Source organism: Micromonospora sp. WMMD987, assembly GCF_029581435.1.
GTDB classification, from domain to species: domain Bacteria; phylum Actinomycetota; class Actinomycetes; order Mycobacteriales; family Micromonosporaceae; genus Micromonospora; species Micromonospora rifamycinica.
The window spans coordinates 4,733,813-4,748,897 of record NZ_CP120861.1 but is presented as its reverse complement, the minus strand read 5'-3'; the positions used below and the strand labels follow the sequence as shown (position 1 = coordinate 4,748,897).

Sequence of the window (15,085 nt, the reverse complement as noted above, 5' to 3'; positions counted from 1 at the left end):
CCGGCGCTTTCTCCCGCTGGCTGGGACTCGTGTCGGAGTCCCGACCGGAAAAACGGCGAAAAGCCCACACTGCCGTCACCGCCGCTACCGAACCCGGCTCACGTTCCACTAGTGTGGCCCCACTCAGACCACCACCGGCCGGCGACGGCGGGGTCGGTCCGGCCCGGGACGGCGTGGGGACCTCGTCCGGGGCACACGGTGTGGACAAAGCCCCCGCCGATGGCTGGCACAAGCAGGGAGCACGATGGGATCGTCACGCGTCACGCAGCTCGGGGTGCGCTGCGCTCCGGCCACCGGCGGTTCGGGCGGCGGTGAGCCGAGGTGACCGTCGTCTACGCACTGGCCGTGCTGGCCGTACTGGTGCCCCTGGTCACCGTTCCGGTGCTGGCCGCCCGGTGGGCGTCGGCCGTGGACACCGGCCGGACGGCCGAACGGGTGCGCCTCGCCCTGGCCGGACTGACCGCCGCGTTCGGTCGGGTCGGCGCGGCCCTGGTGGTGCTGCTGGCCGGCGCGGCGGCGGTCGTCGCCGTCTGCTGGCCGCTCGGTGAGGCCATCTCCCGGCTCGAACCCCACGTCGACCACCCGGTCTTCGACTACGTGCACGCCCGGCGGGTCGGCTTCTGGGAGGACGTCAACCTGTTCATCTCCCCGATCGGTGACCGCTACCCGCTCAAGTGGGTGACCGCGGTGGCCGCGATCGGCTTCGCCATCGCCTGGCGTCGTCGCCGCTGGTGGATCCCGCTGGTGGCGATGCCATTGCAGTTCGTCGTCGAGCAGTACACCCAGACGATCCTCGCCAAGGTCGTCGACCGCGGCCACCCGCCGACCGACCTGGGCACCTACCCCTCCGGCGGCTGCGGCCGGGTGTTGATGACCTTCGGCACCATCCTGGTGCTGGCCGCGCTGACCTGGCGGATCCCCCGTCGGGTGCTGATCGGCCTGGTCACCGCGCTGGCGGTGCTGGTCTCGGTGGAGGGGTACACCCGCATCTACGCCGAGAAGCACTGGCTGACCGACGTCTTCGGCGGGTGGTTCTTCGGCACCCTGCTGACCGGTGTGATGGTGCTCGCCGTGCTGGTCGCCGACGGTCGGGTCCGACCACCGGCCGCGCCGCCCGCCGCTGTCGACGACCGGCCGAGCCGCCCGCCGCTGTCGACGACCGGTCCCTGACCGACACCTGACCCGTACCCCGTCCGGTCGGCGCGACCCCTCCCCGCGCCGGTCCGGACCCGGCCCCCACCACTCCACGAACGGAAGTTGGGCCACCACCGTGACCACCCTCCTCGTCGCCTCCACCGGTGGGCACCTCGCCGAGCTGCACGACCTGCTGCCCCGGCTCGGGGTGCAGCACGACTGCGTCTGGGCGACGTTCGACTCCCCGCAGAGCCGCTCGCTGCTCGACGGGCACGAGGTCATCCACGTGCCACCGGCCGCCACCCGGGATCCGGTGGGTGCGCTGCGTGACCTGCTGGCCGCCCGCCGGGTGCTCTGCGGTGGGCGCTTCCGCCGGGTGGTCAGCACCGGTGCCAGCGTCGCCATGTCGTTCTTCCTGCCCGCCGCCCGGCACGGCCTGGACTGCCACTACATCGAGAGCGCCACCCGGACGGAGGGCCCGTCGCTGACCGGTCGGCTGGTCGCCCGGGTGCCCCGGACCCGGCTCTACACCCAGTACCCGGGGTGGGCGGGCGGCCGGTGGCGCTACGGCGGCTCGATCTTCGACGGCTACCTGCCCGAGCCCGCCGCCCCACGCCCGGTCTCCCGGATCGTGGTGACCCTCGGCACCCAGGACCGCTTCGGTTTTCCGCGCCTGCTGCAACGGCTGGTCGACGTGGTGCCCCCCGAGGCGGAGGTGCTCTGGCAGGTCGGGTCGACCCGGATCCCCCGGATGCCGGCCGACGCCCGCCGCCAGGTGCCGCACGACGAGATGCAGCAGGCCATGCGGGAGGCCGACGTGATCGTCACCCACGCCGGGGTGGGGTCGGCGCTGGCCGCGATCCGGGCCGGTCACCGCGCCGTCTACGTGCCGCGCCGGGCCCGGCACGGCGAGCACGTCGACGACCACCAGGTCGAGATGGCCCGGGAACTCGACCGGCGGGGCCTGGTGCTGGCCCGGGAGGCCGACGCCGTCACGGCCGACGACCTGGCCGACGCGGCGTCCTGGACGGTCACCAACACCGGTACGGTCCCACCGTTCCGCTGGGAGCAGCCGGCATGAGGGCGGCCGGGACCGGGCAGCCCGGTGGCGGGACGCGCCGGTCGATGCGGAATCCTCGTCCTCCGTGGGTCGTCCGGACGCGACCCGTACGGCGGGACCGGACCGAGCCGGTGGTCGGGCGGACCGGTCGGTCGATGGTGCGAAATGTCCGGGCAGAGCAAGCTACGCGGGATCTCACTTCATCTTTGGGGGCGCCAGTGCTTCACAGAACGTCTCGACCGGTGTGGCGGCGGTGGTTCGCCGTGCTCGCCGCACCGGTGCTCGCGGTCGGCCTGCTGGCCGCGCCCGCCCGCGCGGCGGACCTCACCCCGGTAACCAGCACCCTCACGTCGGCGAACCCGGCGGACAACATTCCGCACGCGCAGGACGGTGACACCAAGGCGTTCGCCGAGATCGGCAACACGGTCTACGTGGGCGGCTCCTTCACGTCGGTCAAGGCCGCCGGAGGGAGTTGGACCTCCCGCAACTACCTGTTCGCCTACGACCGGACCAGCGGTGCCCTGAAGGCCGACTTCACCCCGACGCTGGACGGCGCGGTGCACGCCCTCGCGGCGAGCCCGGACGGCAAGCTGATCGTCGGTGGGGCGTTCAAGAACGTCAACGGGGTCAGCCGCAAGAACCTCGTCGCGCTCGACCCGGCGACCGGCGCGACGGTCACCGGCTGGGTCGGCCGCAGCGACGGCGGCCTGGTCCGCCGGACCGTCGTGGTCGGCAACAAGCTCTACATCGCCGGCGCGTTCCACTGGGTCAACGGCACCGAGCACTCGCTGCTGGCCCGGCTCGACGCCACCACCGGCGCGATCGACCCGGGCTTCCAGATCGACGCCAGCGTCGCCCGCGCCAGCAGCGAGCTGGTCTGGGGCCTCGCCGTCGCCCCCGACGGCAAGACCCTGGTCGCGGTGGGCAACTTCACCGAGGTCAACGGCCAGCCCCGCAACCAGGTGGTGGTCGTCGACCTGGACGGCACCCCGGCGGTCGCCAACTGGAGCACCCAGCGCTACGTAGCCCCCTGCTACAGCGCCTCGTTCCCGTTCTACGCCCGGGACGTCGACTTCTCCGACGACGGCTCGTACTTCGTGATCATCGCGGACGGTGGCCGGGGCGACGGGGCGTACTGCGACGCCATCGCCCGGTTCGAGACCGCCGACCGGGGTTCCGCCATGGACGCGACCTGGGTCAACTACACCGGCACCGACTCGGTGACCTCCGTCGAGGTGGCCGACAACGTGGTCTACGTCGGCGGTCACTTCCGCTGGCTGAGCAACGCCAACGGCAACGACTCGGCCGGTAGCGGCGCGATCAACCGGTTCGGCCTGGGCGCGCTGGACCCGATCAACGGCCTGCCGCTGGTCTGGAACCCGACCCGGTCGGGCGCCCCGGCGGGCACCACCACCTGGGGTCCGATCATGTGGGAGCTGTGGCGGGGCAGCACCGGCCTGTACGCCGGCTTCGACTCCGACGGGCTCGGTAACGAGTACCACGGCCGGCTGGGCCTGTTCCCGCTGGCCGGCGGCCGGACCGTCGCGGCGACCAACGCGCCGACGGCGTCGTCCGGCTACCTGTACGTCGGGACCGGCAACGGGCAGACCACCAAGGTGCCGTTCAACGGCAGTGCCCTGGGCACCCCGGTGAGCAGCGCGCAGGCGAACCTCACCGCGGCCGGCGCGGCCTTCGCGGTCGGCAACAAGCTCTACTGGTCCAAGACCGACGCGACCGCCCCGGGCGGCAGCTACCTGGGTGTGTCGATGTTCACCGGCGGCTCGGTGGGCGCACCCTGGGTCAGCAGCGGCTACAACGACTGGTTCAACCCGGCGACGATGGCCGGCGCGTTCTACCTCGACGGTCGGATGTATTACACGAAGGCCGGCACCAACAAGTTGTTCTACCGCTACCTGGAGCCGGACGGCTACATCGTGGGCTGCTCCGAGTTCACCCTGCCGAGCGTGGGCGTGAGCTGGGGTAACGTGCGCGGGATGACCTGGGTCGACGGCAAGATCGTCTACGGCAACACCAACGGCTCGCTGCGGGCCGTGCCGTTCGACGAGGTCGCCGTCGACGGCGCCGCCTCGGTCGAGATCGCGCCGGCCAGCGCCGACCTGACCTGGTCGAGCAAGACGCTGTTCTTCGCCACCTCCTGATCGACCTTCCGGTACGGGCGGTCCGTCGGTGTCCCCGGGACACCGGCGGGCCGCCCGTGGCGCAGGGGACCGGTCGGCTGTCGACCACGGGTGAACGGTCGGCGACAATAGGACGACCGGCGGCTCGCACCGGGGCCGTCGTCCGGCCCGCGCCGACCCGCCCACACCCCCTCATCGCAAGAGGACCTGACTGATGGACGTGACCGACGTCACTCCGGCCCGGCAGCGCCCGGTCGGCCTGGCCGAACTGGCCCGTATCCCGCTGCGGCGGTGGCGCACGGTGCTCGCCGCCACCGGGTTGGTGCTGCTGCTGGTGGCCGCCTACCTCCTGGTCTTCCCCGCCACCTACACCGCCACCACGGCCGTGGTGGTCCGCCCGGTGGTCACCGACCCGTTCTCGGTGCCCTCCGGTGGCGCCGACCGGGCGGTCAACATGACCGCCGAGAGCGGGATCGCCACCAGCAACGGGGTCATCGACAAGGTCGCCTCGATCACCGGCCGGGACACCACCGCCGTGGCCGACGCGCTCACCGTGGAGACCCCGGTCGGCGGCCAGGTGATGCGGTTCAGCTATTCGGGGCACAGCGAGACCGAGGCGGTGGACGGCGCGAACGGGGCCGCCGAGGCGTACCTCGAACTGCGCAAGGGGATGTACGAGAACCAGCGCGCCGCCGTGCTCAAGTCGTACGACGACACGATCGCCCTGGTCACCAGCCAGCGCACCACCACCCAGCGGTCGTTGCCCGCCAACCAGAACTCCTCGACCCCGTCACCGCGCACCAGCGCCCTGCTGGACCAGCTCCGGGCGCTCAACGACCAGCTCGCGACGCTGGCCGAGCAGCGTTCCAAGATCGGTTCGGCGGATCTCAGCCCCGGTTCGGTCACCAGCGCCGCCCGCGCCCCCGTCCCGTCGAGCCGGGACGCCGCCCCGCTGATCCTGGTCGCCGGGCTGCTCGGCGGCCTGCTGGTGGGCGGCCTGGTCGCCTTCGTGCGGGAGTCCGTGGACCGCCGGGTACGCACCGCCGACGAGGTGTCGGCCCTGGTCGGCGCACCGCTGCTGGGGACCGTCGGGCGGGACCGGTCCGGCCAGCTCTCCGACACCGACCTGCGCTACCTGGCGCTGGCCCTGGGCCGCTGGGTGGACGGGCCAAAGCCACTCCCGGTGGTGCTGCTCTCCAGCGCCGCCGACGAGCGACGTGAACAGGTCACCGCCGGGATCGCCGCGGCGCTCGCCCAGGGCGGGCACGAGGTGCGCCTCGGAGTCGCCCCGGAGAGCCGGGACCGGATCCGGCCGCTGCTGCAGGAGGCCCAGCGCCGCCACCCGGCGACCGCGCCGACCCGCCCCCGGGTGCCCCGGCCCCGGCCGGCGCCCAGCGCGGTGCCGACGCCGGCACCGACGCCGGCCGCCGCCCCGACGGGCAACCCGGAGGACACCATGGTCATTCAGCCGGTCCGCAAGCCCCGGCCGTTCCCCACCGACGACGCGAAGAACGGCGGGGTCTACCGGTCCACCACCAACGCGGCGGACAAGACCGAGGTCATCCCCCGGGTGTTGCCCCAGACCCCCACCGTCGACGGTGAGGAACTGCGCATCGGCTCCGGCGCGGTGCACCTGGTCCCGCTGGACGCCCCGACCGGCGGCGGCGTCACCGTGATCGACGCGCCGCCCGCGCTGCACGACGAGCGGGGCGTGCGGGCCGCCCGGGAGGGCCGGGCCGTGCTGGTCGCCGCCCGGGACAAGACCCGCACCGGCCGGCTGGGCCAACTGGTGGAACGGCTGCGCGCGGTGGGCGTCGAGCCGGTCGGATTCGTGGTGACGGGAGAGAAGCGTGACTGAGGCGGCGGTCGGGCACCACCAGCCGGTGACCGTGGTGATCGCCACCCGGGACCGGCCCGGACTGCTGGAACGCGCCGTGGCCGCCGTGCTCGACCAGGACTACCCCGGCCCGGTGGAGTGCATCGTGGTCTACGACCACACCGACCTGCGCGAGCTGGCCGTGGACGTCCCGGCCGGCCGGAGCCTCCGCTACGTCCACAACACCCACCGGCAGGGCCTGCCCGGCGGGCGCAACACCGGTGTCGACGAGGCCACCGCCGCGCTGATCGCGTTCTGCGACGACGACGACTTCTGGCTGCCGGCGAAGCTGCGCCGCCAGGTGGAGCTGCTGGCGCAGCGTCCCGACGCCGCCGCCGCGAGCTGCGGCATCCGGCTGGAGGGGCCGGGGATCGCCAAGGAGCGGCAGCTCGACCGGGCCGAGGTCACCCTCCCCGACTTCGTCGAGGACCGGATCATGGAGGTGCACTCCAGCACCATCCTGATCCGCCGCTCGACCTGGGACGCCATCGGCCCGGTCGACGAGGAACTGCCCGGCGGCTACGGCGAGGACTACGAGTGGCTGCTGCGGATCGCCGCGCACGGCCCGGTGGTGATCGTCCCCGAGGTGCTGGTGGTGGTCGACTGGCACGGCGGCTCCTTCTTCTTCGGCCGCTGGGCGACCATCGTCGAGGCCACCCGCTACCTGCTGGACAAGCACCCCGAGCTGGCGGGCAGCCGGACCGGCCTGGCCCGGCTGCACGGCCAGATCGCCTTCGCGCTCGCCTCCGGCCGGCGGCGACGGGAGGCGGTCCGCGAACTCGGCCGGGTGGTCCGGCTCAACCCCCGGGAGAAGCGGGTGCTGGTGACCGTCCCGGTGGTGCTCGGGCTGCTCTCCGGGGAACGGGTGCTCCGGCTGGCCCAGCGCCGGGGGCGGGGTGTCTGACCGGCGGCGTCGGGCCGGCACCTCGCCGTCCGGACTGCCGCCGCTACCCACCTGGCCGCTGCTGGCCATGTTCGGCCTGATGCCGCTCTGGTGGGCGCTCGGCGGCTTCTACCTCGGCTGGTCGGCGTTCGGGCTGGTGCTGCTGGGCCTGATGGTCACCCGGGGCCGGGTGGCGCTGCCCGCCGGCACGGCCTGCTGGCTGGTGCTGCTGGCGCTGGTGCTGCTGAGCTTCACCCGGCTGGACCGGGCCACCGCCTACCTCACCTCCGGGTTGCGGCTCGGCTTCATGATCACCGCCCTGATCGTCTGCGTGTACGTCTACAACCTGGTCCGCGACGGCGTCCCCTGGGCCCAGGTGCTCCGCCCGCTCGGCTGGTACTGGCTGGGCGTGGTCGCCCTCGGCTGGTTGGCGGTGCTGGCACCCCGCTTCCAGCTCACCACCCCGGTGGAGCTGCTGCTGCCGGGCAGCATGTCGGGGGAGCGCTTCATCCAGGCGTTGACCCACGTGCGGGCCAACGAGTTCAACCCCGTCTCGCGGGCGCCGATCTACCGGACCGCCGCGCCCTACCCGTACACCAACAACTGGGGTACGGCGTACGCGCTGCTGGTGCCGTGCGTGCTGGCGTACCTGACCTCGGTGCGTACCGGCAAGTTCCGGGTGGCGTTGCTGGTGTCGTTGCCGCTGTCGATGGTGCCCGCGTTCATGACCCTCAACCGGGGCATGTTCCTCGGCCTCGGCGCGGGGCTGACCTACCTGGGCCTGCGGGCGCTGGTGCGGGGCAACGCCAAGCTGATCGCCTCGATCGGCGGGCTGGTGCTGCTGGTCTGGGTGGTCAGCCTGGTGGTGCCGGTACAGGAGCTGATCGACAACCGGGTCAGCAGCACCGACACCAACGTCGACCGGATGGACCTCTACGTGCGTACCCTCCAGGCGGTCGAACGATCGCCGCTGCTCGGGTACGGCGCACCCAACAGTGTCGACACCACGCTCGCCGAGGAACCCCTGGGCACCCAGGGCATGATCTGGCAGGTGCTCTACAGCCACGGCATCCCGGCCCTGGTCGCCTTCCTGGCCTGGCTGGTGCTGATCGCCAAGCGGCTGGCCGGCGCGGTCTCCCCGGCCGGGCAGTGGCTGAGTACCATCCCGGTGATCGCCCTGGTGGTGATCCCGGTGTACGCCTACATCGACCCGAACATGTCGGTCATCTTCTTCGCGGTCGGGGCCGGGCTGGCGGCGGTCAGCGGGCCGGTGAACCGCCCGGTCACCCTCGCGCCCGGGGTCGTCGACGCCCGAACGCCGCGCCCCGCGACGGCCGGCTCCGGCCTACCGTCCCCGGCGACCGGCACCCCGTCGAGCGGCGATACCGCGAGCGGCGGTACGGCCCCCGCCACCGGCACCGCTGCCGTGCCGGCCCGGGCGTCGGCCTCCGTCCCGACCCGGCCGACCCGGGCGGCCGCCTCCGTGCCGCCCCGGCCCGCCGCCGTCCCACCCCCCGTTGCGCCCCCGCCGGTACCCCCGGTCCCGTCCCGCCTCCCGGCCCCGTCCGCGGCCCCGCCCCCGCCGGTACCCCCGGCCCCACCTGCGTCCGCGACGGCATCCGCGACCGCGCCGCATGCCTCGGTCCCGTCCGCGACCGCGCCGCATGCCTCGGTCCCGTCCGCGACCGCGCCGCATGCCTCGGTCCCGTCCGCGACCGCGCCGCATGCCTCGGCTCCGCCCGTGCCGTCGTCCCCGGCCGCGCCCCCTTCGCCGGTCCCGCCTGCGACGTCCGCGCCGGGCCGGCCACCGGCCTCGTCGGTTCCGTCCTGGCCCCCGGCTCAGGCCCCGGCCCGCCCCAGCCCACCCACCCCGGTGCCGGCCCAGGGGCCGTCCCCGACCCCGCCACCGGTCGCGGCCCCGCGCCCGACGTCCGGGCCGGCCCTCGGCCCGATGACCCCCCGGACCGCGATCCCCCTTCCCGGGCCGTCCCGACCGCCGGCTCCCGACCAGGCGTCGACCCCGACCCCGGCTCCGGCCCCGGCTCCGACGGCGGCTCCGGCCCCCGTGTCGGCTCCGGCCCCGGCGCCCACCCCGGCGGCGATATCTGCCAACGGTTCCCGGCCGGTCGGCGGGGTGGACACGCCGACCGTGGTACAACCCGTCCGCGTCGGCGGGGACACCCCACCCAGCACCCCGGCCGACGACCGGACCCGCGCCGGAAACGAGGGCGGCACCGGGCACCAGACCCGCACCGAGGACGGCAGGGAGCAGGCATGAGACGACCGGGAACCGGAACCACTCCGGCGGTGCCCCGTCAGCTCGACCGCCGCGCCGCCGACCCGGGGGCGCACCCGTCGACCGGCCCGGCGGCCACCGACGGGGCCGACGCGGCGGGCGGTGCCGGCGAGGTACGGCGCAGCGCCCGCAGCGGCGCGGTCGGGCTGGTCGGCGCGGCGGTCAACGGGGTGTTGGGCTTCCTGCTCACCGTGGTCATCGTGCGGGGCTTCGGCACCGACCGCTCCGGCGCGCTCTTCACCGCGATCGGGGTCGTCTCCATCCTGGGGGCGGTCTGCTGTGCCGGTGCGGACACCGCGCTGGTCTGGGCGCTGCCCCGACGCCGTCCGGGGGTCGACGGCGACGCCGCCCGACTGCTGCCGGTGGCCCTGCTGCCGGTGCTCGGGTTCACCGGGCTGGTGGCGGCGGTGGGCGTGCTCACCGCCGACCGGCTCGCCCCGGTCTTCTTCGCCCGGTCGGACGGTCCGATGCTGCTGCGACTGGCCTTCCTCGCGCTGCCGGCCACCGTGGCGATGACCGTCCTGCTCGCCGCCGTCCGGGCGGTCCGCCCGGTGACCGCCGTGGTCGGCATCCAGTACGTGCTGGTGCCGCTGGCCCGGCCCGTCCTGCTGCTGGCGACCGTCGCCACCGGTGCCGGCGTGGTCGTCGGGTTCGGCGGTTGGCTGCTGCCGGTGGCGCTCGCCGTGGTCGCCGCCGCCGTCCTGCTGGTGCGGCCCCTCGGCCTGCTCGCCGGGGCGCGGCTGCGGCCGGACGGCGCGGACTGGCGTACCCTCTGGGGCTTCGCGCTGCCCCGGGCGGTGTCGGCGGCGATCGACGCCAGCAGCATGTGGGTCGGGGTGCTGCTCACCGCGGCGCTGGCCGGTGGGGACGAGTCCGGCGTCTTCGGCGCGGTCGGCCGCTACGCCCTGGCCGGGCTGCTGATCATGCAGGGCCTGCGGGTGGCCGTCGCGCCCCAGTTGTCCCGGCTGCTCGGGCAGGGGCGTACCGCCGAGGCGGCGCTGGTCTACCGTCGGGTCACCGTCGTGACCATCCTGCTGTCCTGGCCCGCGTACCTCCTGCTGGCGGTCTTCGCGCCGGCCTTCCTCAGCCTCTTCGGCGACGGGTTCACCGCCGGGGCCGCCCCGCTGGCGGTGCTCGCCGGGGCCATGCTGGTCAACTCGGGGGTGGGCATCGTGCAGACCATGCTGCTGATGAGCGGCAACAGCGCCCGCCACCTCCAGGCCACCGTGGTCGGGCTGGCGCTCACCGTGGGGCTGGGCTTCCTGCTCGTTCCCGGGCACGGGGCGCTCGGCGCGGCGTACGCCTGGACGGCCGGGGTGGTCGCCGAGAACGTGCTGGCCGCGGTGGCCGCCCGGGTGGTGATCGGCGAGCCGCTGCTGACCCGCTCGGTGGGCTGGGCCGCGGCCGGGGCCGGCGGTGGCGCGGCCGTGGTGGCGGTGCTCAGCGCGCTGGTCGCCGGCCGGGGCGTGGCCGGTCTGGCGCTGGCCCTGGTGGTGCTGGCGGTGGCCGTCGCCGCGCTGCTGCTGGACCGGCGGGTCCGGCGTACGGTGCGGGCCGCCGTGACGATGCTCAGGCCGACCGAGAGCGGCCGGACGATGCCCGGCCCGAGACCGGCGTGACGAGAGGGAAGACGATGACGATCCGCGACCGCCTCAAGGGTGTGGTCCCGCACCGGGTCAGCCACCAGGTGCGCAGCTCGCTGGTGCGGTACGGCGAACGGACCAGCGACCGTCGACCGCTGCCGGACTTCCTGATCACCGGCACCAAGCGGGGCGGCACCACCTCACTGTGGCGGTACCTGCTGGCGCACCCGCTGGTGCCCCGGCTCTTCCCGGCCTGGAACACCAAGACCTCGCACTACTTCGAGGAGAACTGGGGTCGGGGCGAGGCGTGGTACCGGTCGCACTTCCCGACCGAGCGGCACCGCCGGGCGCTGGAGCGTCGACACGGTGGGCCGGTCCGGGTCGGTGAGGCCGCGCCGCTGTACATGTTCCACCCGCTCGTCCCGCAGCGGGTCGCCGAGCTGATGCCCGACGTCCGGCTGGTCTTCCTGCTCCGCGACCCGGTGGAGCGGGCGTACTCGCACTGGAAGGAGCGGCGCACCGAGGGCAGGGAGCCGCTGGACTTCGCCGAGGCGCTGGCCCGGGAGGAGGAACGGACGGCGGGGGAGCGGGAGAAGCTGATCGCCGACCCGACGTACTTCAGCGAGGCGTTCGACTGGTGGACCTACCGGGCCCGGGGCCGCTACCTGGAGCACCTGACGCCGTGGCTGGACCGCTTCGACCGGTCCCAGCTGCTCATCCTCCCCAGCGAGACGCTGTACGCCGAGCCGGCCGCCACCCACGCCCGGGTGCTGGACTTCCTCGGCCTGCCCGCGCACCGGCTGGCCGCCTACGAGGCGCACAACCACCGGCGCAGCAGTGCCATGCCGGAGGCGGTCCGGGCCGAGTTGAGCGCCCACTTCGCCCCGCACAACGCGGCGCTGGAGCAGCGGCTGGGGATGCGCTTCGACTGGTCCTGACCCGGTCCGGCGGACGACGGCGTCCGCAGGGCGGGACGGGCCGGGCACGACGCGGGGGCGGACACCGGGCGTGACAGACTGGCCGCTGTGTTGCGTTGGCTGACTGCAGGTGAATCGCACGGTCCGGCTCTTGTCGCGATGGTGGAGGGGGTTCCCGCCGGGGTGGCGGTGACCACCGGTGACATCGCCGGTGAACTGGCCCGTCGCCGGCTCGGCTACGGCCGGGGCGCCCGGATGGCGTTCGAGCAGGACGAGATCGAGATCATCGGCGGCCTGCGGCACGGGCTCACCCTGGGTAGCCCGGTCGCGATCCGGGTCGGCAACTCGGAGTGGCCGAAGTGGCGGACGGTGATGGCCGCCGACCCGGTCGACCCGGACGAGTTGGCCCGCCAGGCCCGCAACGCTCCGCTGACCCGCCCCCGGCCGGGCCACGCCGACCTGGCCGGCATGCAGAAGTACGGTCACACCGACGCCCGGCCGATCCTGGAGCGGGCCAGCGCCCGGGAGACCGCCGCCCGGGTCGCCGTCGGCACCGTGGCGAAGGCCCTGGTGCGGCAGGCCCTCGGGATCGAGATCGTGTCGCACGTGGTGGAACTCGGCTCGGTGTCGGCCAAGCCGGGGCTGCGACCGGTGCCCGAGGACGCCCAGCGCATCGACGCCGACCCGTTGCGCTGCCTCGACCCGGAGGCCAGTGCCCGGATGGTCGCCGAGGTCGACGCCGCGAAGAAGGCCGCCGACACCCTCGGCGGCGTGGTCGAGGTGCTGGCCTACGGCGTGCCGCCGGGCCTGGGCAGCCACGTCCAGTGGGACCGCAAGCTCGACGCCCGGCTGGCTACCGCGCTGATGTCCATCCAGGCGATCAAGGGGGTGGAGATCGGCGACGGCTGGCAGCAGGCCCGGTCCCGGGGCTCCGAGGCGCACGACGAGATCATGCCCACCGCCACCGGGGTCCGTCGGGTCACCGACCGGGCCGGTGGCCTGGAGGGCGGCATCACCACCGGTGAGCCGGTGCGGGTGCGGGCGGCGATGAAGCCGATCTCGTCGCTGAACCGGGCACTGGCCACGGTCGACGTCAGCACCGGGGAGCCGGCGACCGCGATCAACCAGCGTTCCGACGTCTGCGCCGTCCCCGCCGCGGCGGTGGTCGCGGAGGCGATGGTGGCGCTGGTGCTCGCCGAGGCCACCACCGAGAAGTTCGGCGGCGACTCGGTGGCCGAGATCCGCCGCAACGTCGCCGGGTACCTCGACGCCCTGATCATCCGATGAGCGTCGACGGCCCGGTCACGGACGGGGGACGGTCGCGGTGACGAAACCGGTCTGCGTGCTGGTCGGTTCGCCCGGCTCCGGCAAGAGCACCGTCGGCGCGGAGCTGGCCGCCCTGCTCGGGGTGGCCTTCCGGGACACCGACACCGACATCGAGGAGATGGCCGGCAAGCCGATCCCGGAGATCTTCATCGACGAGGGCGAGGCGCACTTCCGGGCGTTGGAGCGGGCCGCGGTGTCGGCGGCGCTGACGTCCCACGCCGGGGTGCTGGCCCTCGGCGGCGGCGCGGTCCTGGCCGAGGAGAACCGGGGCGCGCTGGTCGGGCACACCGTGGTCCATCTGTCGGTGGAGCTTCCCGACGCGGTGAAGCGGGTGGGGCTGGGCGCCGGCCGTCCGCTGCTGTCGATCAATCCGCGGGCCACCCTCAAGCACCTGATGGACCAGCGTCGACCGCTCTACGCGGAGGTCGCGACGGCGACGGTGGTCACCGACGGCCGACCGCCGGAGGAGATCGTCGCCGAGGTCGTCGCCCTGCTCAAGTCCTGACCACGGCGCGCGGCCGGCGGTCCGGCCGGTCCGGCGTCGGCCGGTCCCGGCGGGGCGTGGGCCGCCAGGTCGCCAGCAGCGCCAGGGCGAGCAGGATCTCGGCCAGGTCGCCGACGTAGTACATCAGGGTGGCCGCCGTCCGGAGCCGGTCCGCCGGGGCGGCGACGTCGACCAGCCCCGCGTACATGAGTTGGGCGAGGGTGGCGTGCGCGGCGACGGACAGGCCGAGCACCGCCAGGCGCAGCGGCACGCCGGGGCGGTGCGGTCCCGGGTCGGGGCCGGCGATCGCCCAGCTGAAGACGTAACCCGAGGCCAGGAAGTGCAGCAGGACCAGCGTGTGCAGGCCGGGGTGGGCCAGGGTGGCCCGGTACAGCGGGGTCAGGTGCAGCAGGTAGAGGCCCCCGGCGGTGAGCAGCAGCCCGGTGACCGGGTGGAGGGCCACCGCCGCGACCCGACGGCGCAGCAGCCGTAGGGCGGCCCGGCCGACCCGGGGCCGTACCGTGCGCAGGGCCAGCGTCCCGGGTGCGCCGAGCACCAGCCCGAGTGGTGCCAGCATGCCGACCAGCAGGTGCTGCCACACGTGTCCGACCAGGTCGTGGGCGGGCAGCAGCAGGGCCACCGCGAGCAGCGCCGTGCCGACGCCGAAGCTGGCCGTCCGCCAGTGGCTCCAGCCCGCGCGGCCCGGGTCGCGCTGGCGCAGCGCGGCGGCCAGGTAACCCCAGAACAGCACCATCGGTACGAGCAGCAGCGGGTCGACCCCGCCGTGCGGCCCGGTCACCGTCGCCCGGCGCAGGTGTCCACGGCCGTGGCCCGGCGCTGGACCACCCAGCCGAGCAGCACCAGCGCCGCCCCGAGCAGCAGGAAGCCGATGTCCGCGGCGCTCTGGTGTGGCCCGCCGTACACGTGGTGGATGCCGAGCAGGTGGTGGTCGATCACCCCTTCGACCAGGTTGAACAGCCCCCACCCGACGAGTGCCCAGCCCCAGAGCATGCCGGAGCGCCACAGTCGGCCCCGGGAGCGGGTGACCCGGGCGTGCAGCAGGGCCAGCCCGGTGAGCACCGCCACCCAGGTCACCACGTGGAACAGCCCGTCCCAGAGGGTGTTCATCTGCAGGCCCGGCACGGTGTCGACCGGGTACGCCCGGATCCCGACGTTGTCGCTGCCGGTGCTGCTGAGCATGTGGTGCCACTGGAGCACCTGGTGCAGGACGATCCCGTCGACGAACCCGCCGAGGCCGACGCCGAGGATGGTGGCCGGCAGCCGGATGTCCGCGCCGTCGATGGTGGTGGTGCTCGCCATGGGTTCCTCCACCGTCGGGGCCGGTCCCGTCCCGGTGCCCGGGTCCTGCCCGGCTAAACGCCCTGCGC

General features: G+C 74.3%; 12 protein-coding genes. 10 read left to right on the top strand and 2 right to left on the bottom strand.

Features of this window, described 5'->3' with window-relative positions; translation table 11 throughout:
* The first annotated feature begins 321 nt into the window (after positions 1 to 321).
* The 10 genes from O7612_RS19940 (at position 322) to O7612_RS19895 (ending at position 13,718) form a co-directional block, all read left to right on the top strand.
* A complete protein-coding gene (locus O7612_RS19940) occupies positions 322 to 1,170 on the top strand; it encodes a phosphatase PAP2 family protein (RefSeq protein WP_282266433.1) in 849 nt (282 codons plus the stop codon).
* 100 nt (positions 1,171 to 1,270) lie between these two features.
* Positions 1,271 to 2,215: a glycosyltransferase gene (locus O7612_RS19935; RefSeq protein ID WP_282266431.1), complete on the top strand. Its 945-nt coding sequence runs from the start codon at positions 1,271 to 1,273 to the stop codon at positions 2,213 to 2,215.
* A 221-nt stretch (positions 2,216 to 2,436) separates the two neighbouring features.
* The gene (locus O7612_RS19930; protein ID WP_282266429.1) at positions 2,437 to 4,353 is read left to right on the top strand and encodes a delta-60 repeat domain-containing protein; all 1,917 of its coding nucleotides are present in this window, start codon (positions 2,437 to 2,439) and stop codon (positions 4,351 to 4,353) included.
* A gap of 193 nt (positions 4,354 to 4,546) precedes the next feature.
* The gene (locus tag O7612_RS19925; RefSeq protein ID WP_282266426.1) at positions 4,547 to 6,190 is read left to right on the top strand and encodes a lipopolysaccharide biosynthesis protein; all 1,644 of its coding nucleotides are present in this window, start codon (positions 4,547 to 4,549) and stop codon (positions 6,188 to 6,190) included.
* The gene (locus O7612_RS19920) at positions 6,183 to 7,112 is read left to right on the top strand and encodes a glycosyltransferase family A protein (protein WP_282266425.1); all 930 of its coding nucleotides are present in this window, start codon (positions 6,183 to 6,185) and stop codon (positions 7,110 to 7,112) included. The genes O7612_RS19925 and O7612_RS19920 overlap by 8 nt, the downstream gene beginning before the upstream one ends.
* Positions 7,105 to 9,369 carry a hypothetical protein gene (locus O7612_RS19915; protein WP_282266424.1) on the top strand — a complete coding sequence of 755 codons (2,265 nt, stop codon included), beginning with the start codon at positions 7,105 to 7,107 and terminating at the stop codon, positions 9,367 to 9,369. Before O7612_RS19920 ends, O7612_RS19915 begins: the two co-directional genes overlap by 8 nt.
* Positions 9,366 to 11,006: a polysaccharide biosynthesis C-terminal domain-containing protein gene (locus O7612_RS19910; RefSeq protein WP_282266422.1), complete on the top strand. Its 1,641-nt coding sequence runs from the start codon at positions 9,366 to 9,368 to the stop codon at positions 11,004 to 11,006. Before O7612_RS19915 ends, O7612_RS19910 begins: the two co-directional genes overlap by 4 nt.
* 14 nt (positions 11,007 to 11,020) lie before the next feature.
* Positions 11,021 to 11,908, top strand: a complete 888-nt coding sequence (locus O7612_RS19905) for a sulfotransferase domain-containing protein (protein ID WP_282266420.1) — start codon at positions 11,021 to 11,023, stop codon at positions 11,906 to 11,908.
* Positions 11,909 to 11,995: 87 nt separating this feature from the next.
* On the top strand, positions 11,996 to 13,174 hold the full coding sequence (gene aroC / locus O7612_RS19900; protein ID WP_282266418.1) for a chorismate synthase: 1,179 nt from the start codon (positions 11,996 to 11,998) through the stop codon (positions 13,172 to 13,174).
* Positions 13,175 to 13,211: 37 nt separating this feature from the next.
* Entirely contained in the window at positions 13,212 to 13,718 is a 507-nt protein-coding gene (locus O7612_RS19895) for a shikimate kinase (protein WP_282266415.1), read from the top strand.
* Here O7612_RS19895 and O7612_RS19890 read toward each other — a convergent pair.
* Complete coding sequence (locus O7612_RS19890; protein ID WP_282266413.1) at positions 13,708 to 14,496, bottom strand: cytochrome c oxidase assembly protein; 789 nt, start codon at positions 14,494 to 14,496, stop codon at positions 13,708 to 13,710. The genes O7612_RS19895 and O7612_RS19890 overlap by 11 nt on opposite strands.
* Entirely contained in the window at positions 14,493 to 15,017 is a 525-nt protein-coding gene (locus O7612_RS19885) for a DUF2243 domain-containing protein (protein ID WP_282266411.1), read from the bottom strand. Before O7612_RS19885 ends, O7612_RS19890 begins: the two co-directional genes overlap by 4 nt.
* Positions 15,018 to 15,085 lie beyond the last annotated feature (68 nt).